Raw genomic sequence first — 22,058 nt, forward strand, 5'->3', positions numbered from 1 at the left:
GCTGCTCCTCGTGTATGGCGGAACGGGTGGGGTGGGCCGGTGACGGAGGGCCGGGGCGCCGGTCGGGCCGGCGGTCAGGCGTCCCGCGCGGCCGTCAGTTCCTCGATGTGGGCGGCGAGGTCGCGCAGCCGGGGGTTGGCGTAGACGGCCTTGACCGGCAGGGCGACGGAGAGTTCGGCGCGGACCCGGGAGACCAGCTTGATGGCGAGCAGGGAGTGGCCGCCCAGCTTGAAGAAGTTGTCGTCGGGGCCGATGGAGGCGGCGCCGAGGACTTCCTTCCACACGCGGCCGATCAGCTCCTCGGCGCGGCCTTCCAGAGCCGTGCCGGGGGCGGTGTCCTCCGCGGCGGCGGCGGGCGCCTCGATGCGGGTCGGCAGGACGGAACGGTCCAGCTTGCCGCTGGGGGTGGTGGCGAAGCGCTCCACCGGGACGAAGGCCGCGGGCAGCATGTACGCGGGGAGGGTGGCGGTGAGGCCGGTGCGGAGGGCCTCGGGGTCGCCGCCCCGGTGGTAGGCGATCAGGGCCGGGCTGCCGGAGGCGTCCTCGCCGAGGACGACGGCGGCTTCGGCGACGCCGTCCTGGCGGGCGAGGGCCGCCTCGATCTCGGGGAGTTCGATGCGGTGGCCGCGCAGCTTGATCTGGCCGTCGGCGCGGCCGAGGTAGGCGAGCCGGCCGTCCGGGAGGAGGCGGCAGCGGTCGCCGGTGCGGTACATGCGGCCGCCGTCGCCGGAGTCGGTGGCGGGGTCGGCGACGAAGCGTTCGGCCGTGAGGACGGGCCGGTTGCGGTAGCCGCGGGCGACGCGCGGTCCGGCGAGGTACAGCTCGCCCGCCTCGCCGGGGGCGACGGGGGTCAGCTTCTCGTCGAGGAGGCGCATCCGCAGGCCGGGCAGGACGGTGCCGATGTGTGTCAGGCCGGGCCGGTCGATCCAGCCGGCGGTGGCGTCGACGGTGGTCTCGGTCGGGCCGTACACGTTGAGGGCGCGCAGCAGGCCGGAGGTGTGGGCGGCGGCCAGGCGGTCCCACAGGGCGGGGCTGATGGCCTCGCCGCCGACGAGCAGGGTCAGCGGTCGGGGGCCGCCGTCGGGGGTGAGCAGGTCGAGCAGGGGGTCGGCGTGGGAGGGGGTGATGTCGAGGTCGGTGAGGCCCTGCGCGTCGATGAAGGCGGCCAGCAGGGACGGGTCGCGGCGGGTCTCCTCGTCGATCATGACGAGGGTGTCGCCGCGGCAGAGGCGTACCCACTGCTGCACGGAGGCGTCGAAGGACGGGGAGGCGTTCCAGCCGACGCGGCGGGCCTCGCCGGTGGCGGCGCCGACACCCTCCAGTTCGGCGAGGAGCAGCGAGGCGGCGCCCCGGCCGATCTCGACGCCCTTGGGGCGGCCGGTGGAGCCGGAGGTGTAGATGACGTAGGCGAGGGTGTCGGCGGTCACGGGCGCCGGACGGTAGGGGGCGTCGGCGTCGGGGGCCTCGGTCAGTTCGGCGAGGGTGACGGTGCGGGCGCCGGGCGCCGGGGACTCGCCCGGGGCGTCGAGGACGACGAGGTCGGCGCCGGAGTCCTCCAGGAGGTAGCGGCGGCGGTCGGCGGGGAGCGCCGGGTCGACCGGCAGGTAGGCGGCGCCGGCGGTGAGCGTGCCGATGAGGGCGGTGACGAGCCCGGCGCCGCGCGGCAGGCACAGCGCGACGACGCTCTCGGGTCCGGCGCCGAGGGCGGTGAGGCGGGCGGCGACGGCGGCGGCCTCGGCGCGCAGCTCGTCGAAGCTGAGGCTGCGGTCGGCGGCGACCACCGCCGTACGGTCGCCGGGGGCGGTGGCGAGCCGGGCGAGGAGGTCGGCGTGGCCGGTGCCCGTGGCGCAGGCGGCGCAGGTGCAGTCGGCGGGTCCGACGGCCGGGGCGGGCGTCGCGGCGGCGGAGGGCGCGGCGAGGGTGGCGGGCTCGGGGAGGACGGCGGTCATGGCGGGGCTCACATTCCGTACGGGGTGGCGGAGGGGGCGACGGTCGGGGCGCAGTCGGCGAGCGGTACCGGCTCGCCCATGGCGACGAGGATCTTGCGGGCGCCGGTGTACGCCTCGCGGCCGTGGGCGCAGAGGATGTTGTCGACGAGCATCAGGTCGCCGTCCTGCCAGGTCTCGCGGACGGTGACGGCCTGGTAGGCGTCGATGATGGTGTCGACCTCGGCGTCGGTGAGGGCGGTGCCGTCGCCGAGGCGGGTGTCGAAGGGGAGGCCGTCGGCGCCGAAGGTCTCGGTGAGGACCTCGCGGACGTCCTCGTCGAGGCCGCGGGCGTTCCAGAAGGCGAAGTGGTTGAACCAGGCGCGCTCGCCGGTGACCGGGTGGGTGATGACGGCGGAGCGGAGCTGGCGGGTGCGGAGGGTGTCCTCGTCGAGCCATTCGTAGCCGATGGCGTGCTCGTCGCAGTACGCCTCGGCGCCGGCCGGCTCCTCCGAGGAGAAGGCCTTGCGCCAGGGCATGCCCGCGAGGTCGGAGTAGTTGCGGACGAGGAGCCAGCCGGCCTCGGTGAAGCGGGCGACGAGCTCGTCCGGGAGGAGCGCGAGGGCGCGCCGCATGTCGCCGACGGTGGTGGCGCCGCCGGTCTCGGGGGCGGTGACGCAGCCGAAGAGGAGGACGCCCGGGAAGTCGAGGGTGTAGCTGTTCTCGTTGTGGAGGCGGATGGGCTGGATGGCCGGCAGGTCGGTGGAGGAGAAGACGCCCTCGCCGAAGTCGGTGCGCGGGGTGGCCTTCTCCTTGTATCCGGCGCGGGTGGCGATCAGCGCGTCGCGGGCCTCGGCGAAGGTCGCCGCGTCGGTCATGGGGAGGCCGCGGAGCATGACGGCGCCGGAGCGGTGCAGCTCGGCCTGGATGTCGGCGCGCCGGGCGGTGAGCCAGGCGGTGGCCTCGGCCATCGTCGCGTGGCGGGGGACCTGGACGAGGGCGGGCTTGCCGGGCTCACGGACGACGCTGATGCCGTTCTCGGTGGCGGCCGGGTTCGGGGCGAAGGTGGTCATGGCGGGGTTCCTCTGCTTCACGGAGTACGGGCGGGGGCGGGCGCGCGGGCCGCGCGGGGCCTGGGGCCTGGGGCCTGAGGGCCTGGGGAGGGATCAGGCGGCGGTGGCGGGCGTGCCCTGGAGGGCGGTCAGGACCGGGTTGAGGTGGGCGAAGAATCCGGCGAGGTCCTGCTGGAAGTAGAAGTGGTCGCCGGGCAGCACCACGGGGGCGACGTCGTTCCCGGCGACGAGCGCCCAGCCGTCGAGCAGGCCGACCGGCACGATCGGGTCGATGTCGCCGCCGAAGACGGCCACCGGGCAGTCGAGCCGTACGTCGGGGGCGGTGCACTGGTAGGCGTCGTCGATGCCGAAGTCGGCACGGATGGACGGCAGGACGATCTCGCGGAGCTCCGGGTCGTCGAGGATGCCGTCGTCGGTGCCGCCGCGCTCCTTGATGGAGGCGACCAGCTCGTCGTCGTCGAGCCGCTCGGGGTGGACGGGCGCCTGGTTGGGCAGGACGGGCGCCCGGCAGGCGGAGGCGACGAGGCCGAGCGGGGTGCGGCCGGCGGCCTGGAGCGTCCGGACCACCTCGAAGGCGACGAGGGAGCCCATGCTGTGCCCGAGGACGACCAGCGGGCCGGTGTCGCCGGGGAGGGCGTCGACGACGGGGAGGGCGAGGTCGTCGACGGAGCCGGGCAGGTCCTCGCAGTAGCGGGCGCCGCGGCCCGGGTACTGGCCGATGAGCAGCCGGACGTCGGCCGGGAGGTGCTCGCGCCAGGCGCTGTAGGCGTGGGCGTTGCCGCCGGCGTGCGGCAGGACGAGCAGGGACAGGCGGTGCGGGGCGTCGCCGGGCAGGTCCCAGACGACGTCCTCGGGCGCGGGGGTGAAGGCGGGGGTGGCGTGGGTGCTCATGAGCTGATCCGATCCGTGTCGTTGCGGCGGCGGAGGGCGGGGCGCGCCTTCCTGGCCGGAGCGGTTCTGAGGGAGTCGATGTGCGCGGCGAGCCGGGCCGGGGTGGGGTGCTGGAAGACGTCGCGGACGGTGAGCCGCACGTCGAGGGCTCCGGCGATGTGGTTCGTCAGGCGGGCTCCGAGGAGGGAGTGGCCGCCGTGGTGGAAGAAGTCGTCGTCGATGGTGAGGGCGGTGGAGGTGTCGAGGGTGCGGGTGAAGAGGCCGAGGACGGTCTCTTCGAGGGGGGTACGGGGTGCGCGTCCGCCGCTGGAGAGCGCGGCCGGGGCGGGCAGCGCCCGCTTGTCGATCTTTCCGTTGGGCGTCAGCGGCAGGCGGTCCAGGACGGTGACGTGACTGGGGACCAGGTGCTCGGGCAGCCGGCCGGCGACGTGCCGGCGGATGTCCTCCGGCGCGACCGTCGCCCCTTCCGTCACCAGGTAGGCGGCGAGCCGTTCGGCGTGCACGGTCACGACGGCCTGGCTGACCCGCGGATGGGTGAGGAGCGCGGCCTCCGTCTCCCCCGGCTCGACCCGGAAGCCCCGGATCTTGATCTGGTCGTCGGCCCGGCCCTCGTACACCAGCCGCCCGTCGCGGTCGAAGCGGACGAGGTCGCCGGTGCGGTAGACGCGGGTCCCGGGCGGGCCGTAGGGGTCGGGGACGAAGCGGGTGGCGGTGAGGTCGGGGCGGCCGAGGTAGCCGTGGGCGAGGCCGTCACCGGTGAGGTAGAGCTCGCCGGTGACGCCGGGCGGGCAGAGGTTGAGGGAGGCGTCCAGGACGTAGGCGCCCTTGTTGAGGAGCGGGACGCCGATGGGGACGAGGGTGTGGGGCCGGTCGGCGGGCGGGACGAGGTGGGTGGTGGTGAACCCCATGGACTCGGCGGGTCCGTAGCCGTTGACGACCTCGATGCCGGGGCGGAGCAGGTGCAGCTTGTGGACGTGGGCCGGGGAGGCGGCCTCGCCGCCGGTGTAGGCGACGGTGACGGTGCCGAAGGCTCCCGGGTGCTCGTCGACGAGGAAGTTGAACAGGCTCGCCGACAGCTGGAGCATCGTCACCCCGTGACGGCGCGACAGCTCCTCGATCAGCACCGGCTCCGGCCGCTGCCCCGGTTGGAGGACCGTCGTCCCGCCGTGCAGCAGCGCGCCCCAGAACTCCAGGCTGAACGCGTCCCACGACACCGGCGAGCACTGGAGGAACACCTCACCCTCACCGAACCGCCCGTACGTCTGACCGCTCACCGTCGACACCAGGTTCCGGTGCGACGACAGGATCGCCTTCGGCCGGCCGGTGGAGCCGGAGGTGAACATGAGGCACGCGGGGTCGTCGGGCCCGAGTGGGACTCCCAGGTTGTCGGCGGCCGCGTCGGCCGGCCGGTCGGCGGCGTGGGTGACGGCCCAGGGGCCGTCCGCGCGGGCGGCGAGGGCGGAGGTGGTGACGAGATGGGTGATCCCGGCGTCGGCGGCGGCCGAGCGGAGCCGCTCGTCGGGGAAGTCGGGGTCGAGGAGCGTGTAGGCCGCGCCGGTCTTCAGGACGGCGAGCACCGCCACCGCGAAGTCGCCGCCCCGGTCGAGCAGCACGCCCGCCATGTCCCCGCGTCCCAGGCCCTGTTCGGCCAGGTGACGGGCCAGGCGGTTGGCGGAGGCGTTGAGTTCGGCGTACGAGATCCTCCGCTCGCCGTCCACCAGCGCCGTCCGCTCCGGGACCCTGGCCGCCTGCTCCTCGAAGCGTCCGACCAGCGAACCCTCCCCCGCGCCGGGGGCCTTGGACCCGGCCCAGGTGCCGGTCAGCAGGGCCCGTTCCTCCTCGGTCAGGACGTCCAGGGCGGAGAGGGCGACGTCGGGCTCGGCGAGGGCGTGGTGGAGGACCTGGGCGAGGACCGACGTCATGCGCCGGACCGACTCCTCGTCGAAGAGGTCGGCGGCGAAGAGGACGGTGGCGTGCAGGCCGTGCTCGTCGTCGGAGCGGAGGAAGAACTCCAGGTCGAACTTGGCGGAGCCGCTGGTGATGTTCGCCATGGGCGCCGGCGCGACTCCGGCCAGCAGGAGCGGCTTCGCGGTGCCGGTGCCGCTCTCCACGGTCAGGCAGATCTGGAAGAGAGGGTGGCGGGACAGGGTCCGGGTCGGGTTGAGCGCTTCCAGGACCAGGTCGAAGGGGGCTTCCTGGTGGGCGAACGCGTCCAGGTCCGCCGTGCGGACACGGGTCAGGAGCTCGCGGAACGTCGGGTCGCCCGAGCTGTCCGTACGCAGCACCAGCGTGTTCACGAAGAACCCGACGAGCTCGTTCAGCGCCTCGTCGTTCCGGCCCGCCACCGGCGTACCGATCGCCAGATCCGCACCCGCGCCCAGCCGCGCCAGAGCCGCCACCAGGGCCGCGTGCACCACCATGAACGGCGTGCACCCTTCCGCCCGGGCGAGCTGCCGCGCCCGCCGGAAGAGGTCGGCGCCGAGGTCGAGTCCGACCTGTCCGCCGCGGTGCGAGGCGCTCACCGGCCGGGGGCGGTCGAGGGTGAGGCCGTGCCCCTCGGGGACGCCGGCCAGGTTCTCGCGCCAGAAGTCCAGTTCGCGGCCGAGCGGGCTCTCCGGCTCGTCGGCCGGGCCCAGGACCCGGCGCTGCCAGGCCGCGTAGTCGGCGTACCGTACCGCCAACGGTTCGAGCACTCCGCCCTCGCCCGCCGCACGGGCCGCGTAGGCCCGCTCCAGGTCGGCGAAGAACACCCCGTTCGACAGGCCGTCCGTCGCGATGTGGTGGAGGACCAGGGCCAGCACCACGGATCCGTCGGGGAGTGCGAAGGCGGTGGCACGGACGGGGAGGTCCGACGCCAGGTCGAAGATCTGCCCGGCGGCCTCGGCGAGGCCGGCGTCGAGGGCGTCGGCGTCGGTCCGGCGGCGCTCGATCGTCAGCCGGGCCAGCTCCGGGTCGAGGGCCCGCTGGAAGGGTTCGCCGTTCACGGCCTCGAACACCGTGCGCAGCGGAGCGTGCCGGGCGACCACGTCGTTCAGCGCGGACTCCAGCGCGGCGAGATCGAGGCCGGCGCCGTCGAAACGTACGACCGTGGGCACGTTGTAGGCGGCGCTCCCGCCGTCCAACTGGGCCAGCAGCCACAGTCGCCGCTGCGCGTACGAGGCCGGGACCAGCTCACCGTCGCCCTCCCCCGGCACCAGCGCGGGGAGCGCGGCGGAGTCCGGGGTCTCGCCTCCCCGCTCCGCGATCAGCTCCGCGAGCGCGGTCACGGTCGGGTGTCCGAAGACGTCCCGGATCGTCAGCCGCACGCCGAGGACGTCGGCGACGCGGTTCGTCAGCCGGGCCGCGAGGAGGGAGTGGCCGCCGAGGGCGAAGAAGCTGTCGTCGATGCCGATCTCGTCCGGATCCCTGTCGAGGGTCAGCCCGTACAGGCCCGCGAGGACTTCCTCGGTGCGGTCGCGCGGGGCGCGGCGGACGGCGGTCAGGAGCGTGGCGGGGGCGGGCAGCGCCCGCTTGTCGATCTTGCCGTTGGGTGTCAGCGGCAGCCGGTCCAGGACGGTGACGTGGCTGGGGACCAGGTGCTCGGGGAGCCTGTCGGCGACGTACCGGCGGATGTCCTCCGGCGCCACGCCGTCCCCGTCGACCACCAGGTAGGCGGCCAGCCGCTCCTGATGGACCGTCACCACGGCCTGTGTGACCCGCGGATGGGTCAGGAGTGCGGCCTCGGTCTCCCCCGGCTCCACCCGGAAGCCCCGGATCTTGATCTGGTCGTCGACGCGGCCCTCGTACACGAGCCGCCCGTCCGGGTCGAAGCGGACGAGGTCGCCGGTGCGGTACAGCCGGCCGCCGGGGGCGGCGCCGAACGGGTCCGGGACGAAGCGGGTGGCGGTCAGGTCGGGCCGGCCCAGGTAGCCGTGGGCCAGACCGTCACCGCTGAGGTACAGCTCGCCGGTCACGCCGGGCGGGCAGAGGTTCAGGTACGGGTCCAGGACATAGGCACCCTTGTTGACCAGGGGCGTTCCGATCGGGACGACCGTCTCCTCCACGCCCCCGGCATCCAGCGCGTGCGTGGTGGTGAAGCCCATCGACTCGGCCGGGCCGTAGCCGTTGACCACCGCGATGCCGGGCTTCAGCCGCTGCAGCTTGCGGACGTGGACCGGGGAGGCGGCCTCGCCGCCGGTGTAGGCGACGGTGACGGTGCCGAAGGCTCCCGGGTGCTCGTCGACGAGGAAGTTGAACAGGCTCGCCGACAGCTGGAGCATGGTCACCCCGTGGCGGCGTGACAGCTCCTCGATCAGCACCGGCTCCGGCCGCTGCCCCGGTTGGAGGACCGTCGTCCCGCCGTGCAGCAGCGCGCCCCAGAACTCCAGGCTGAACGCGTCCCACGACACCGGCGAGCACTGGAGGAACACCTCACCCTCACCGAACCGCCCGTACGTCTGACCGCTCACCGTCGACACCAGGTTCCGGTGCGACGACAGGATCCCCTTCGGCCGGCCCGTGGAGCCCGACGTGAACATCACGCAGGCGGGGTCGTCGGGACTGATCGGGACGCCGAGGTCGTCGGCGACGGTGTCCGGGCCGGGGCGCCGTCCGGCGAGGGTGACGGTCCAGGGGCCGTCCGCGCGGCCGGCGAGGGCGGAGGTGGTGACGAGATGGGTGATCCCGGCGTCGGCGGCGGCCGAGCGGAGCCGCTCCTCGGGGAAGTCGGGGTCGAGCAGGACGTGGCCCGCGCCGGTCTTGAGCACGGCGAGGAGGGCGGTGGCGAAGGGGATTCCGCGCTCCAGGAGGACGCCGGCCAGGGCGCCGCGCCCGAGTCCGCCGTCGCGCAGTTCGCGGGCGAGGTGGTTGGCGGAGGCGTTGAGTTCGGCGTACGTGACGGCGCCGGCGGTGTCGATCAGGGCGGGGCGGTCGCCGTGGAGCCGTACCCGCTCCTCGAAGCGGGCGACGAGGGTCGTCTCCACCGGCTGCCCGACAGGACCCGCCCAGGCGCCGGTGAGGAGCGCGCGCTCGTCGTCGCCGAGGAGCGCGAGGCCGGCCACGGTGGCGTCCGGGGCGTCGTCGTCCGCGAGGAACCGGCTGACGAAGGCGGTGAAGCGGTCCTGGTGGGCGGCGGCCAGGACCGGGTCGACGTCCTGGACCGGGGTGTCGAAGTCGATGCGCAGGCCATGGGCGGGACCCAGGTCGAAGACGGCGACGCTGAGATCGTCGACGGGGCCGTTGCTGACATTGTGGTTGACGGTCGGATGGCCACCTACCGTCAACTCGGTCTGGAAGCCCATGATGTTGAGGACCGGCGTGGCGAGGCGGCGGGTGCCGTCGATGACACCGGCCTCGCGGCCCAGGTCCTCGTACCGGGTCCGCTGGTGGCGCAGGCCGTGCTTCACCTCGGCGGACACCGTGCGCACCAGGTCGGCGAGGCGGTCCTCCGGACGGACCCGGAGGCGCAGCGGCACGATGTTCGACATCATCCCGGGGGTGCTGCGGGCGGCACGGCTGGTGCGGCCGGTGACGGGCAGGGCGATCATCAGCTCCTGGCGGCCGGTGACGCGCTGGAGGTAGGCGGCGAACAGCGCCACGAGCAGCACGGACCAGGAGACGCGGGAGGCGCGGGCGACGGTGCGCAGGCGTTCGGCGTCGGCCGGGGAGACGGGGACGCTGCGGCGTGCGAACGGCAGTCCGCCGTGTGCGGACGGCACCCGGTCGCGGCCCCGGACGAGACCGGCGGGTGCGTCGGGAGCCCCGGCCAGGTGGGCGCGCCAGGCGGCCCGGTCGGCGACGGCCTCGTCGGAGGCCCGGTAGGCGGCGTCCTCGGCGAGCAGCTCGGTCAGGGTGCCGAACGGGGTGTCGCCCCACGGCTCGCCCGCCGCGGCCCGCTCGTACAGCTCGACCAGACGGGCCAGCGCCATGGAGGCGCCGACGCCGTCGACGACCAGGTGGTGGAAGCCGTAGAAGTAGAAGAAGCGGTCCTCCGCCAGCTTGATCAGCGCGCACCGGACGGGGGACTCGCCGGTGAGGTCGAAGGGGGTGCCGATCAGTGCGTCGACCAGGTCCCAGGCGGCGCCCTCGGGATCGGCGGCCCCGCTGAGGTCGGTGAAGGGCAGCTCGCGGTCCCCGGCGCCGGCGTCGAGCACCTGCCAGACCTGCTCGCCGTCGTCCTCGAAGCCCCGCACCCGGAGGAAGTCGGCCTCGTCGACCAGCCGCCGCCAGGCGGCCGCCATCAGCTCCGGGTCGACCGGGCCCTGGATCTCCCGGCATTCGCCGACGTTGTACGTGACGCCGGTGGGGTCGAGGAGATGCGCCGTCCAGATGTCCCGCTGGGCTACCGAGAGCGGCAACCGGACGGCGGCCGGTGCGGAGGCGACGGGCTGGTCGAACGGCATGGGGGCTCCAGGTGGGTGACCGGGGTCGGTGGCCGGGTCGGCGGCCGGGAGGCGGGAACGGCGGTGAGGCCGTGCCGTCGGCCGCCGCGTTCGGCGGCCGGGCAGTGGCCATACAACCCGTGCGCGGGGCCCGCGAGCGGCAGTTGATCCGGCGGTACGGCAGCGGATCGGCGGCGCTGCGGCAGTCAGGCGGCAGGGGCGGAGGCAGCGACGGCGACCGGAGCCTCCGCCGCGGCGCCGGTCCCGTCGGCCGGGCCCAGGGCGGCGCGGACGACGCACAGCACCCGGAAGCCGGACCGGCCGTGGTCGGTGCTGGGGCGGATGACACCGCCGATGAGCAGGGCACGGACCGTGCGGCCGGCGTCCGGGAGGGGCCTGCCGGTGAGGCGGACGACGTCGGCGAGCCCGAAGTCCGGGGCGCCGGAGGTGTCCTGGGCGGCGCAGAGCGTGGTGAGCAGGGTCCGCTGCTCCGGCGGGAGGGCGGCGAGGGTGCGGGCGACACGGTCGCGGAGGCGGGAGCCGCCGTGCCCGTCGGCGAGGTGGTCGAGGACGGCGCCGGGGTCGCTCTCGACGATGTCGCGCAGGGTGGGCAGGTCGCAGACCCCGAGCCAGGAGGCCGCGGCGGCGAGCGCGAGGGGGTGCCCGTCGAGGCGGTGGGCGATCCAGGCGGTGTGGGCCAGGGTCTGCTCGTCGGGGAGGAGTTCGGGCCGCATCCGGCGGAGCCGGGCGAGGAGGAACCGTACGGCGGGCGCGTCCGCACCGGTGCCGGGGGCCGCGGGGCCCGCCGGGAGGGGGGCTTCCAGCGGGGCGAGGAGGAAGAGGCGCTCGCCGGGGACGTCCCAGGGGGTGTCGGCGGTCAGGAGGAGGCGCAGGCCGGGGAGTTCGCGACGGAGCCGCGCGAGGCGGGAGAAGTCGAGCCGGGCGGTGTCGACACCGTCCAGGACCAGCAGCGCCTCACGGTCGCCGAGCGCGGCGGCGAGGGCGAGGGGCGGCAGCTCGCCGGAGGAGGCGGAGGAGGAAGAGGGGGAGGAAGAGGGGGAAGAAGAGGGGGAGGCGGAAGGGAAGGCGGAGAGGGAGGCGGAGGGGGAGGCTCCGCCGCCCCCGGGTCTGTGCCCGTCCGCGGAGCCGTACGGGTCGGCGACGGCCCGCGTCGCCGGCGCGCCGCCCCCGTGCGGACGGCCCGCGTCCGCGGGGGCTCCGGCTCCCTGGAGATAGGCGGCGCAGTCGGTGACGAGGGCGGCGAACGGGTCCTCGTCGGTCGCCGGGAGGCAGTCGGTGACGGCGCCCGGGGCGGTGTGCCAGAGGACGGGGAAGCCGTTCGCGTGCAGGCGGGCGGCGGTCTCCAGGGCGAGGCGGGTCTTGCCGACGCCGCTCAGGCCCACGACGGTGACGAGCCGCTCGGCACCGGAGCGCAGTTCCTCGGCGAGGATCGCGGCCTCGGCCTCCCGGCCGATCAGCGGGTGCAGCGGGACGGGCGGGGCGCAGCGTTCCGGGAGGAGGAACCGGCCGGCGCCGCTCTGGTGGCCGCGGGAGACGGACTCCTCCAGGGCGGTGCGGGCCCGCGGGCCGAGGCGGAGTGCGTCGGCTATCAGCCGGATCGTGTCGGCGCGGGGCCGCAGGGCCTTCCCCTTCTCCAGGTCGCGGATGGCGCGGACGCTGATGGTGGAGAGGTCGGCCAGTTCGCGCTGGGTGAGGCCGATGCGGCGGCGGTGTCCGCGGATGAGGGTGCCCAGAGCGGCGGTGGCCGTCTGCGCGCCCTCGGGAGAGAGACTGGTCGTCATGGGGTGCTCCCGCTGGTCAGGTGGGGGCGAGGACCGGAAAGCGACCAGGTCAGGGCTGCTTTCCGGGCCTCGCCGGCTGCTGGGAACCATCCTCCGAATCGGCCTATCCGGGGGGCATCCCGCCGCTAACCGGCATCGGGGGCGGGTCGGGCGTCCGGGCGGCGTCGGTGATAGCGCGACAGCGTCGGGGATAGGGCCGCCGGGGGCCGTGATAGGGGGTGTGGTCCGGTGATAGCGGGGTGATAAGGCTGCGGCCGGTGCGGTGAATCCGCTCGTTCCTAAGTTGGTGGTCAGAAGGAAACGCCAGCCCCGAACGAGACGGAGAATCCGATGTCGAAGACCGCCGCCACCACCCGTACCGCCCTCCGCGCCGCCGTCACTTCCGCGCTGATCGTCCTGGTGACGGGCGCCGGCCTCCAGACCAGCTGGGCCGACGAGCCGGTCCCGGCGACGGGCACCCCGGGCACCGCCGCCACGGCGAACGCCACCACCCCCGAGGGCTGCGTCCCGGCCGGCACCACGGGCACCCCCACCGGCGCCCCCACCTGCACCGACAACAACCCCTGGGACTGACCTGCCCCGTACGACGCGGGGGTGTCAGCGCCTCAGCAGGCGCCGAGCAGTCGCTCCGCCTCCGTGAGTTCCCGGGCCATGCGCCGGTCGCGGAAGACCTCGACCGCCGGGGCGAGCAGTTCCCTTGAGCGTCGCGGCTCCGTCGTCAGAAGCCGTGCGAGGTCCAGGCGCGCGAGCGCGCCACCGCTGACATCCATGATCTGCTCCCGCGCCGACACGGCGCGGTCGAAGAAGTCCCGGGCCCGGTCCGGCCGTCCCATGACGGTGAACGCGTGGCCGAGGTCCCGCAGCAGGTGTCCTTCCCCGATGGCGTCGCCGGAGTCCCGGCAGAGTTCGAGCACTTCGGTGAAGGTGAGGACCGCCAGGTCGCTCCGGCCCTGTTCGAGGAGGAGCTGCCCGACGCGCCGCAGGGTGCGTGCCCGGCCGCCGGTGTAGCCGATGCCCTCGTAGATGTCGAGCGCCTCGTCGAGCTGCCGCTGCGCGGTGTCGGTCTCGCCCTGGCGCATGCGGATGTGGGCGCTCTGGGTGAGGACGATCGCGCGGCCGACGACGTCGCCGGCGCGGTCGAAGTCGGCGAGGGAGCGCCCGTAGAGCTCCAGTGCGGCGGTGTCGTCGCCGCCGGTGCGCGCGATGAGGGCCATGTCACGGCGGCAGAGCGCTTCGCCCATGGGTTCGTCGAGGGCCTGGAAGACGTCGAGGGCCGAGTTCAGGGCCTGGCGGGCGGTGTCGTACTGGTTGCGGCTCATGTAGAGCGAGCCGAGCGAGGCGCGGACGGCGGCGGTGCCGCGCAGGTTTCCGGCCTTGCGGACGGCGGCGAGGGCGATGCGGTGGGTCCGCTCCCAGAGGTCGTAGTGGCCCCGCACCTCGAACAGCGTGACGAGTGACGTGGCGAGGTCCCAGCTGAGGTCGTGCAGGCCCTCCTCGGCCGCGTGCTCGACCATCCCGCAGAGGGCGCCCTGTTCGGCGTCGAGCCAGGCGAGCGGGTCGGCGAGCGCCTCGTCGGTGTAGGCGGCCGGGGGTTCCCAGCGGGGCGCGTCGCCGTGCAGGACGGTGAAGTCGCCCCCGTACACCTTGCGGTGGGCCTGCTGGGCGAGGTGCATCCAGCCGCCGGCCATGCGGGCGAAGGCGGCCTTGCGCTCCTCGGGCGGGTGCTGGACGGCGAGCTGCTCGCGGGCGTAGACGCGGATGATCTCGTGGAAGCGGTAGCGGAAGCCTCCGCTCTCCATGCCGGCGACGTCGAGCATCTGCATGTCGACGAGGGGTTCGAGGAGGTCCGAGGGGAAGGGCCGGCGGTCGTCGAGGAGCGCTCCGGCCAGCCAGCTCGGCAGGGTGGGCGCCTGGGCCATGCTGAGGAGCCGCAGCAGGCCCCGGTCGCCGGGTGCGAGTCCCTCGTAGGTGAGGGAGAGGCTGGCGCGCATCGTCATTTCACCGTGTGCGAGTTCGTCAAGTCGGTGGCGTTCGTTGGCCAGCCGGTGGACCATGGACGCCAGGGTCCAGTGCGGTCGGGCGGCGAGGCGGGCGGCGACGATGCGCAGGGCGAGCGGGAGCCGTCCGACGGTGCGGACGAGCGCTTCGGCGGCGGCGGACTCGCCGGTGACGCGGTCCTCCCCGATGATGCGGGAGAGCAGTTCGAGGGCGCGGTCCTCGTCGAGCACGTCGAGTTCGACGCGGTGGGCGCCGGGCAGTGCGGTGAGGCGGGCGCGGCTGGTGACGAGGACGGCGCAGCCCCGGCTGCCGGGGAGCAGCGGGAGGACCTGGCCCTCGCCGGCGGCGTCGTCGAGGACGACGAGGACGCGGCGGGAGGCGAGCCGGGTGCGGTACATCTCGGCGCGCTCGTCGAGGGATTCGGGGATGAGCTGGCCGGGGATGCCGAGGGCGCGCAGGAAGCGTCCGAGGACCTCGACGGGGGTGGCGGGGGCTCCGGTGGTGCCGCGCAGGTCGCAGTAGAGCTGTCCGTCGGGGAAGCCGGTCTCGGCGAGGGCGTGGGCGACGTGGACGGCGAGGGTGGACTTGCCGGTGCCGGGCTTGCCGGTGATCGCGGCGAGCGGGACGGTGCCGCGTCCGTCGCTGCCGGCGAGGGCTCTCTCCAGGGCGGCGAGGCGCTGTCCGTCGGCGACGAAGTCGGCGATGTCGGCAGGCAGCTGGTGCGGGACGGTGTCCTGGCGAACCGTTTCAGCAGCAGGCGTCGCGGGGGTCGCGGAGCTCTCGGGGGACGTCGGTGGCTGCTCGGGGCGCGCCTCGGAAGCAGGGCCGGCGGGTCTCCCGGTGGGTCTCCCGGCCGGTACGGCGGGAGGCTCGGCGGCGGTCGGCGGAGGCAGTTCTCCCGCGAGGATGGCGGCTTCGAGGTCGCGGAGTTCGCGGCTGGGTTCGAGTCCGAGTTCCTCGGCGAGGTAGCGGCGGGCGGTGCGGAAGGCTTCGAGGGCCTCGGCCTGGCGCCCGGACCAGTAGAGGGCCTGGATGAGCTGCCCGTGCAGCTTCTCGCGGAGCGGGTGTTCGTGGGTGAGGCGCTGGAGTTCGCCCACGAGCCGGTCGTGGCGGCCGAGTTCGAGCTCGATGCGGATGCGCAGCTCGACGGCGGCGAGGCGTTCCTCGTTGAGCTGGCGGGCCTTGTTGGCGAGCGGGCCGCTGTCGAGTCCGGTGAGGCATTCGCCCTGCCAGAGGGTGACGGCGGAGCGGAGCAGGCCGACGGCCTCCTCGGCGGCCCCGCTCTCGCGCAGCGCGCGGGCGCGCTGGACGAGGCTGGTGAAGAGGGCGGCGTCGACGTTCCCCGCGCCGGTGTGCAGCACGTAGCCGGGCGGCCGGGTCACCAGGGTGACCTCGCCCTCGGCGCCGGCGAGCAGCTTGCGCAGCCGGGACACGCAGATCTGCACCTGGGTGCGGGCGGTCTCCGGCGGGTTGTCCTCCCAGATGAGGTCCACGAGCTGGCTGGTGCTCACGACCCGGTTGCTCTCCAGGAGCAGCGCGGCGAGGATCACCTCCTGCCGGCCCGGCGGGACGCGCAGCGGCCCGTCGGCCCCCTGGACCTGGAGCGGCCCCAGCACCCGGAAGGTCAGGCGCGGCTCGCCCTGGACGTCCTCGTCCGCTAACCCACCGGCGGCAGCAGCCACTGATCCCCCACTCAACAACAAGAGTCGACTCGCCAGGACCAGACCCGGCCACGCCGGGATGTCAGGCTCAAGTGAGGACAGTCTCCACATCTCTTCCCGCCCTGTCCATGCCGTGAAGATCCCGCTCGGGGATAGGGAGGCGATAACGCGGAGTTGGGGAGGCGCCGCAGAATCCTGGAGCGAGAGTGAAGGGGGTTGACACCGTTGAACAGCCATGACGACACGAGGACCGTGTGGGCCGACGGAACGGCGGCGGTGGATCTGGTGACCGCCGCGGGGATCGACCATGTGCGCCTGGTCTACGACTACCTCGACGCGGGCGATCTGGACGGCTGCGCGTCCCTGTTGCACGACGCCGTGGTCTTCGAGCTGCCGGGGCTGCCGCCGGCCCGGGGCCGCAGCGCGGCGGTGCGGGCGCATGTGGGGCACGTGCCGCCGGCGGCCCGTCACGAGGTGGAGCAGCTGGTGGCGCGGGACCGTACGGTGATCGCCACGGGCCGGCGGGTCCCGGCGCCGACGGCGGCCGGGCCGGAACCGGCGGATCACCGCTTCGTCGACGTGTTCACCATCGCCCCGGACGGGATGGTCCGCACCTGTGTGCGTTACTACCACGCGACCCCCTGACCGGAGCGCTGCACTCCACTTCCGCTTGGCCTCCACTTGAAGCCGACAGGGGGTCAGGACGGCAGGAATCGTGGGTCAATTGGAAACTTTCCCGTCGCTCCGGATGCCAATCCGATCACACAAGTTCCAAAATGATCACACACGCCTCTATAGTGCGGTCGTCCGCGCACCTCCCCTGCCTGCTCTTGAGAGTCCGGTTGATGTCGGCGTCACCCACCCCGTTCCGTCCTGCCCTGACCGCCTCGCTGCTGACCGCCGCCGCGGGCGGTGCGCTCACCGTCGCCGCGGTCACCGCGGCACCGGCCGACGTGCGCTCCCCGATCGCCTGGTTCGCCGCCTGCGGTGTCCTCCTCCTCTCCGCCGCCGCGTTCGCGGTCACCTGGTACGCGCGCGCCCTGCGGATCCTGACCAAGCGGGCCGACCGGCTCGCCGCGCAGGTCTCCTCCCAGGACGCCTACGCCGCCCACCGCCAGGCCGCCGCCGACAGCGAGACCGCGGCCCTGAGGCAGCGCCACGAGGCCACGGCCGCCGCCGAGGCCGCCGCGCACGCCGCCCGCGCCGAGGCGCTCGCGGAGCAGCACCGCGCCGAGATCGAGGAGCTCACCCGGAGCCACCGGGCCGAGGCCGAGCGGCTCGCCACCGAGCACGCGACCGGTGTCGCGCGCATGGAGGAGCGGGTCCGCCGGGCCGAGTCGGCCCGCTCCGCCGCCCTGGCCGCCGCCGCCAACGCGGCCGGCCGGATGCAGGCCCTGGCCACGAGCATGATGGCCGACCTGCGGGAGATGGAGCACCGGCACGCCGACGAGGACGTGCTCTCCGACCTCCTCCACCTCGACCACCGCACCGCCCAGGCGGGCCGCCTCGCCGACTCCGTCGCCGTCCTCACCGGCGCCCGCTCGGGCCGCCGCTGGGCCCGCCCCATCGTCATGGAGTCGATCCTGCGCGGCGCCATGGGCCGCATCGCCGGCTACCAGCGGGTCCGGCTGCACTCCAGGAGCGAGGCCGCCGTCGCCGGGCACGCCGCCGAGGGCGTCATGCACGCGCTCGCCGAGCTCCTCGACAACGCCGCCAACTTCTCCCCGCCCAGCGCCGAGGTCCACGTGTACGTGGAGGAGGTGCCCGCCGGTGTCGTCATCACCGTCGAGGACAGCGGCCTGACCATGAGCGACGTGCAGCTGCGGCGCGCCGAGTCCGCCGTCGCCACCACCACCCAGGACCTCGGCCGGCTCTCCGGCACCCGCCTCGGTCTGCACGTCGTCGGCCGCCTGGCCCGCAAGCACAACCTGTCCGTCTCCTTCCGGCCCTCCGCGCGCGGCGGCACCGGCGTCGTCCTGATGCTGCCCCAGGAGATCATCAGCCGGGGCGCCGAGACGCCCGCCGCGCCCCTGCCCGTACCGGCGCAGCGGACCGCGCCCCCGGCCGTCCCCGCGGTCGCGCCGGCCGCCGAGCCCGAGGCCGCCCACGCGTCGCCGGCCGGCACCGAGGCGAACCCCGAGGCCGCCCCGGAGGACGTCGTCCTGCCCCGCCGCAGGCGGGGGAAGACCCTCGCCGCGCACCAGGAGGCCACCCGCCCGGCCGCCGAGCGCACGCCCCGGACCGCCGACTCCCCCACCGTCTCGATCCGCTTCGGCGGCTTCCACAAGGCCGTGCGCGGCGCGGAGTCCGCCCCCGACGAGACCGCCCGCGAGGGCTCCGCACCCGAAGACTCCGCATCCGACGGCTCCGCGCCCGGCCACACGGCCGCCCCCGCCGCGCCGCCGTCCTCGAACCACCCTCATTCGGAAGGCAACCCGCGATGACCGGCACCACCACCGACGAGAAGCTGAGCTGGCTCCTGGAGGGGCTCCTCGAACGGACCCCCGGCACCCGGCACGCCCTGGTGCTCTCCCGTGACGGCCTGAAGCTCTGCCGCACCACCGGACTCTCCGTCGACCAGGCCGACCAGCTCGCCGCGATCGCCGCCGGCATCCAGAGCCTGTCGCACGGCGCCTCCGTCGAGTTCGGCGACGGCACCGGCGGAGTGCGCTCCGCGATGGCCGAGTTCTACGGCGGCATCCTCTTCATCGTCGAGGCCGGGGAGGGCGCCCACCTCGCGCTCGTCGCCGACGAGGAGGCCGACGCCGGTCTCGTCGGGCACAACATGACCGAGCTCGTCGAGCAGCTCGGCGAGCACCTCGTCGCGAGGCCGCGGGGATGAGCCGCGTCAGGCCGGGTCGGGACGACTCCCCCGACCGGCTCTACACCCTGACGGGCGGCCGCAGCCGCACCGGGTCCACCGCCTTCGACGTGGTGACCCTCGTGGTCGCCGAGAGCGAACCGGTGCCCGGCATGCAGTCGGAACACGCGGCGATCCTGCGCATGTGCCGCTTCCCCACCGCCGTCGTGGAGGTCGCGGCGGGGCTCGGGCTGCCCGTGTCGATCACCCGGATCCTGCTGGCCGACCTGCACGACACGGGCCGGATCAGCGCGCGGCACCCCCGCCCCTCCTCGTACCGCCTTCCCGATCACGACATCCTGGAGCAGGTGCTCGTTGGACTCCGTAACCTCTGAACCGCTTCCGGCCGCACCCCAGCACCAGACCCTGAGCAGCACCGCCGACAACGGACTGAAGATCGTCGTCGTCGGCGGCTTCGGGGTCGGCAAGACCACCCTCGTCCGCTCGGTCAGCGAGATCCGCCCGCTGAACACCGAGGAGACGATGTCGCAGGCCGGCGAGGACATCGACGACACCGACGGGGTCGCGACGAAGACCGCCACCACGGTGGCCTTCGACTTCGGCCGGATCTCGCTCGACACCCGCAACGTGCTGTACCTGTTCGGGGCGCCCGGCCAGGAACGCTTCTGGTTCCTGTGGGACCGGCTGTTCTCCGGGACCCTCGGCGCGGTCGTGCTCGTCGACACCCGGCGGATCGCCGACTCCTGGTACGCCGTGGACCGGCTGGAGCACCACGGGACGCCGTTCGTCGTGGCCTGCAACGACTTCGGCGGCCCCGCGCACGCGGCGGCCGACGTCCGGGAGGCGCTGGACCTCGGCGAGGACGTGCCGCTGGTCTTCTGCGACGCCCGCTCGCGCGAGTCGAGCAAGCAGGTCCTGATCGCCCTCGTCGAGCACCTGAAGGCGATCACCGAGCCCAGCGGACGCCCGAACGCCTCGCACCCGCGGACCCACCCCGAGCCGATACCGGAGCACGCCCCGTGACCCCCACCGAGCCCGCGCCCGTCCCGCTGAGCGGACCGAGGTTCCACACCGACCCCACCGAGCTGTACCGGCGGATCCGCCGCGAGCACGGCGCCGTCGCCCCGGTCGTGCTCGACGGCGACGTGCCCGCCTGGCTGGTCCTCGGCTACCGCGAACTGCACCAGGTCACCAGCGACCCGGTGCTCTTCTCGCGCGACTCCGAACTGTGGAACCAGTGGGACGCGATCCCCGCGGACTGGCCCCTGCTGCCGATGATCGGCCGCAGGCAGCCGTCCATCCTCTACACCGTCGGCGAGCGGCACCGCGAGCGGGCCGAGGTCATCTCGGCCGCGCTGGAGGCCGTCGACCCCTTCGAACTGAGGCGGCGGGCCGAGCACTTCGCCGACGAACTCATCGACAGGCTCTGCGCGAAGGGCGCCTGCGACATCATCGCCGAGTACGCGACGCTGCTGCCCGTACGGGTCCTGGCCAGCATCTACGGCTTCGCCGACGAGCAGGGCCCGGGGCTGGTCACCGCCCTCAACGACATGATCAACGGCCGGGAGAACGCGCTGGCGGGCCAGCGGCACCTGGCCGAGTCGATGGGGGCGCTGCTGGCGGCCAAGCTGGCGGAGCCCGGCGACGACGTGGCCTCCCGGATGCTCGGCAACACCCTGGGCTTCACCGTCGAGGAGGTCGCCCAGGACCTGATGGTGATGCTCGCCGCCGGCCACCAGCCGACCGCCGACTGGATCGGGAACTCGCTGCGCCTGATGCTGACCGACGACCGTTTCGCGGCGTCGCTCTCGGGCGGCCGGCACAGCGTCGGCGAGGCCATGAACGAGGTCCTGTGGGAGGACACCCCGACCCAGAACGTGGCCGGCCGGTGGGCGTCCCGCGACACCCACCTCGGCGGCCGGATGATCGGCCGGGGCGACCTCGTGCTGCTCGGCCTCGCCGCCGCCAACGCCGATCCGCACGTACGGGCCGACGCCGGGTCCGCCCTCACCGGCGGCAACAACGCCCATCTGTCCTTCGGACACGGCGAGCACCGCTGCCCCTTCCCCGCACAGGAGGTCGCCGAGACCATCGCGCGGACCGGCATCGAAGTGCTCCTCGACCGGCTGCCGGACGTGGACCTGGCGGCCGCCGAGGACAGCCTCACCCGCCGCCCCTCGCCGTGGCTTCGGGGACTGACCGCGCTCCCCGTCACGTACACCCCGACCCCCGCCCTTGGAGCCCACGCATGACCTGCCCGATGGACCACACCGCCGGTTCCGGCACCGAGGCGATCGTCCTCGACCCGTTCGTCTCCGACCTCGACGGCGAGAGCGCCCGGCTGCGCGCGGCCGGCCCGCTGGCCCGGGTCGTGCTGCCCGGCGGCGTCCCCGTCTGGTCGGTGACCCGGCACGCCGAGGCGCGGGCCCTGCTGACGGACTCCCGCCTGGTGAAGGACATCGGCGTGTGGGGGGCCTGGCAGCGCGGCGAGATCCCGCTGGACTGGCCGCTGATCGGACTGGCCAACCCCGGCAAGTCGATGCTGACCGTGGACGGCGAGGAGCACCGGCGGCTGCGGACCCTGGTCGCGCAGGCGCTCACGGCCCGCCGGGTGGAGCGGCTGCGGGCCGGGATCGAGAAGCTGACGACGGGGCTGCTGGACCGGCTCGCGGAGCGTCCGGCCGGTGCGCCGGTCGACCTGAAGGCCGAGTTCGCCTACCCGCTGCCGATGAACGTGATCAGCGAACTGATGGGTGTGGACCCGGCGGACCACCCGCGGATGAAGGCGCTGTTCGACAAGTTCTTCTCGACGCAGACGCCGCCGGAGGAGGTCCCGCAGATGATGGCGGACCTCGGCGCGCTGTTCGCCGGGATCGTGGCGGCGAAGAAGGAGACGCCGGGCGACGACCTGACGAGCGCGCTGATCGAGGCGTCCGAGGACGGCGACCGGCTGACGACCGAGGAGATCACCAACACCCTCCAGCTCATGGTGGCGGCCGGTCACGAGACCACGATCAGCCTGATCGTGAACGCCGTGGTGGCCCTGGAGACCCACCCCGAGCAGCGGGAGCTCGTCCTCAAGGGCGAGGTGCCGTGGGAGAACGTGATCGAGGAGACGCTGCGCTGGTCGACGCCGACCTCGCACGTCCTGATCCGGTTCGCCGCCGAGGACATCGAGGTCGGAGACCAGGTCCTGCCGAAGGGCGAGGGGCTCGTGGTGTCCTTCGGCGCGATCGGCCGCGACGAGGCCCAGCACGGTGAGACCGCGGGCGCGTTCGACGTCACCCGTACCCCGAACCGGCACATCTCCTTCGGGCACGGCCCGCACGTCTGCCCGGGTGCGGCGCTGTCCCGTCTGGAGGCCTCGGTGGCGCTCCCGGCGCTCTACGCGCGCTTCCCGGAGCTGCGCCTCGCGGTGCCGCGCGAGGAGCTGCGGAACAAGCCGGTCGTCACCCAGAACGACCTGTACGACCTGCCGGTCCACCTGGCCTGACCGGACGCCGCGCGGCCCGCGACCCCGGGGAGGGG

The 22,058-nt window shown here is 74.2% G+C and carries 14 protein-coding genes; 8 read left to right on the plus strand and 6 right to left on the minus strand.

What is annotated here, in order from left to right; translation table 11 throughout:
* Positions 1-74: 74 nt before the first annotated feature.
* The 5 genes from ACZ3ZE_RS13080 to ACZ3ZE_RS13100 all read right to left on the minus strand — a co-directional run bounded on the left by ACZ3ZE_RS13080 (position 75) and on the right by ACZ3ZE_RS13100 (position 12,050).
* Entirely contained in the window at positions 75-1,949 is a 1,875-nt protein-coding gene (locus ACZ3ZE_RS13080) for a non-ribosomal peptide synthetase (protein WP_467259000.1), read from the minus strand.
* A gap of 8 nt (positions 1,950-1,957) precedes the next feature.
* Entirely contained in the window at positions 1,958-2,998 is a 1,041-nt protein-coding gene (locus ACZ3ZE_RS13085; protein ID WP_361174140.1) for a TauD/TfdA family dioxygenase, read from the minus strand.
* Positions 2,999-3,091: 93 nt separating this feature from the next.
* The gene (locus ACZ3ZE_RS13090) at positions 3,092-3,889 is read right to left on the minus strand and encodes a thioesterase II family protein (protein ID WP_361174137.1); all 798 of its coding nucleotides are present in this window, start codon (positions 3,887-3,889) and stop codon (positions 3,092-3,094) included.
* Positions 3,886-10,269 (minus strand): amino acid adenylation domain-containing protein, encoded by a 6,384-nt coding sequence (locus tag ACZ3ZE_RS13095; protein WP_467259002.1) that lies wholly within the window; start codon positions 10,267-10,269, stop codon positions 3,886-3,888. Before ACZ3ZE_RS13095 ends, ACZ3ZE_RS13090 begins: the two co-directional genes overlap by 4 nt.
* A 185-nt stretch (positions 10,270-10,454) precedes the next feature.
* The gene (locus ACZ3ZE_RS13100; RefSeq protein WP_467259004.1) at positions 10,455-12,050 is read right to left on the minus strand and encodes a helix-turn-helix domain-containing protein; all 1,596 of its coding nucleotides are present in this window, start codon (positions 12,048-12,050) and stop codon (positions 10,455-10,457) included.
* A 330-nt stretch (positions 12,051-12,380) separates the two neighbouring features.
* Between ACZ3ZE_RS13100 and ACZ3ZE_RS13105 the strand changes: the two genes are divergently transcribed.
* A complete protein-coding gene (locus ACZ3ZE_RS13105; protein ID WP_361174128.1) occupies positions 12,381-12,623 on the plus strand; it encodes a hypothetical protein in 243 nt (80 codons plus the stop codon).
* Between the two features lie 32 nt (positions 12,624-12,655).
* Here the strand turns inward: ACZ3ZE_RS13105 and ACZ3ZE_RS13110 are convergent, their stop codons facing one another.
* Complete coding sequence (locus ACZ3ZE_RS13110; RefSeq protein ID WP_361625210.1) at positions 12,656-15,664, minus strand: AfsR/SARP family transcriptional regulator; 3,009 nt, start codon at positions 15,662-15,664, stop codon at positions 12,656-12,658.
* A gap of 270 nt (positions 15,665-15,934) precedes the next feature.
* Here ACZ3ZE_RS13110 and ACZ3ZE_RS13115 point away from each other — a divergent pair, with 270 nt between their 5' ends.
* The 7 genes from ACZ3ZE_RS13115 (at position 15,935) to ACZ3ZE_RS13145 (ending at position 22,023) form a co-directional block, all read left to right on the plus strand.
* The gene (locus tag ACZ3ZE_RS13115) at positions 15,935-16,354 is read left to right on the plus strand and encodes a nuclear transport factor 2 family protein (protein WP_361174125.1); all 420 of its coding nucleotides are present in this window, start codon (positions 15,935-15,937) and stop codon (positions 16,352-16,354) included.
* 200 nt (positions 16,355-16,554) lie between these two features.
* Entirely contained in the window at positions 16,555-18,153 is a 1,599-nt protein-coding gene (locus ACZ3ZE_RS13120; RefSeq protein ID WP_467259007.1) for a sensor histidine kinase, read from the plus strand.
* A complete protein-coding gene (locus tag ACZ3ZE_RS13125) occupies positions 18,150-18,551 on the plus strand; it encodes a roadblock/LC7 domain-containing protein (RefSeq protein WP_329418402.1) in 402 nt (133 codons plus the stop codon). The genes ACZ3ZE_RS13120 and ACZ3ZE_RS13125 overlap by 4 nt, the downstream gene beginning before the upstream one ends.
* Positions 18,548-18,904 (plus strand): DUF742 domain-containing protein, encoded by a 357-nt coding sequence (locus tag ACZ3ZE_RS13130; RefSeq protein WP_361174119.1) that lies wholly within the window; start codon positions 18,548-18,550, stop codon positions 18,902-18,904. Before ACZ3ZE_RS13125 ends, ACZ3ZE_RS13130 begins: the two co-directional genes overlap by 4 nt.
* A complete protein-coding gene (locus tag ACZ3ZE_RS13135; protein WP_361174116.1) occupies positions 18,885-19,553 on the plus strand; it encodes a GTP-binding protein in 669 nt (222 codons plus the stop codon). Before ACZ3ZE_RS13130 ends, ACZ3ZE_RS13135 begins: the two co-directional genes overlap by 20 nt.
* The gene (locus tag ACZ3ZE_RS13140; RefSeq protein WP_361174113.1) at positions 19,550-20,782 is read left to right on the plus strand and encodes a cytochrome P450; all 1,233 of its coding nucleotides are present in this window, start codon (positions 19,550-19,552) and stop codon (positions 20,780-20,782) included. The genes ACZ3ZE_RS13135 and ACZ3ZE_RS13140 overlap by 4 nt, the downstream gene beginning before the upstream one ends.
* On the plus strand, positions 20,779-22,023 hold the full coding sequence (locus ACZ3ZE_RS13145) for a cytochrome P450 family protein (protein WP_361174110.1): 1,245 nt from the start codon (positions 20,779-20,781) through the stop codon (positions 22,021-22,023). Before ACZ3ZE_RS13140 ends, ACZ3ZE_RS13145 begins: the two co-directional genes overlap by 4 nt.
* Positions 22,024-22,058 lie beyond the last annotated feature (35 nt).

The organism is Streptomyces sp. NPDC023157, from assembly GCF_055560575.1.

Excerpts from the sequence above, each read along its gene's own strand:
- ACZ3ZE_RS13090 (WP_361174137.1), bottom strand. The coding sequence starts at position 3,889 with ATGAGCACCCACGCCACCCCCGCCTTCACCCCCGCGCCCGAGGACGTC.
- ACZ3ZE_RS13100 (WP_467259004.1), bottom strand. The coding sequence starts at position 12,050 with ATGACGACCAGTCTCTCTCCCGAGGGCGCGCAGACGGCCACCGCCGCT.
- ACZ3ZE_RS13145 (WP_361174110.1), top strand. The coding sequence starts at position 20,779 with ATGACCTGCCCGATGGACCACACCGCCGGTTCCGGCACCGAGGCGATC.
- ACZ3ZE_RS13125 (WP_329418402.1), top strand. The coding sequence starts at position 18,150 with ATGACCGGCACCACCACCGACGAGAAGCTGAGCTGGCTCCTGGAGGGG.
- ACZ3ZE_RS13105 (WP_361174128.1), top strand. The coding sequence starts at position 12,381 with ATGTCGAAGACCGCCGCCACCACCCGTACCGCCCTCCGCGCCGCCGTC.
- ACZ3ZE_RS13095 (WP_467259002.1), bottom strand. The coding sequence starts at position 10,269 with ATGCCGTTCGACCAGCCCGTCGCCTCCGCACCGGCCGCCGTCCGGTTG.
- ACZ3ZE_RS13130 (WP_361174119.1), top strand. The coding sequence starts at position 18,548 with ATGAGCCGCGTCAGGCCGGGTCGGGACGACTCCCCCGACCGGCTCTAC.
- ACZ3ZE_RS13080 (WP_467259000.1), bottom strand. The coding sequence starts at position 1,949 with ATGACCGCCGTCCTCCCCGAGCCCGCCACCCTCGCCGCGCCCTCCGCC.
- ACZ3ZE_RS13120 (WP_467259007.1), top strand. The coding sequence starts at position 16,555 with ATGTCGGCGTCACCCACCCCGTTCCGTCCTGCCCTGACCGCCTCGCTG.
- ACZ3ZE_RS13085 (WP_361174140.1), bottom strand. The coding sequence starts at position 2,998 with ATGACCACCTTCGCCCCGAACCCGGCCGCCACCGAGAACGGCATCAGC.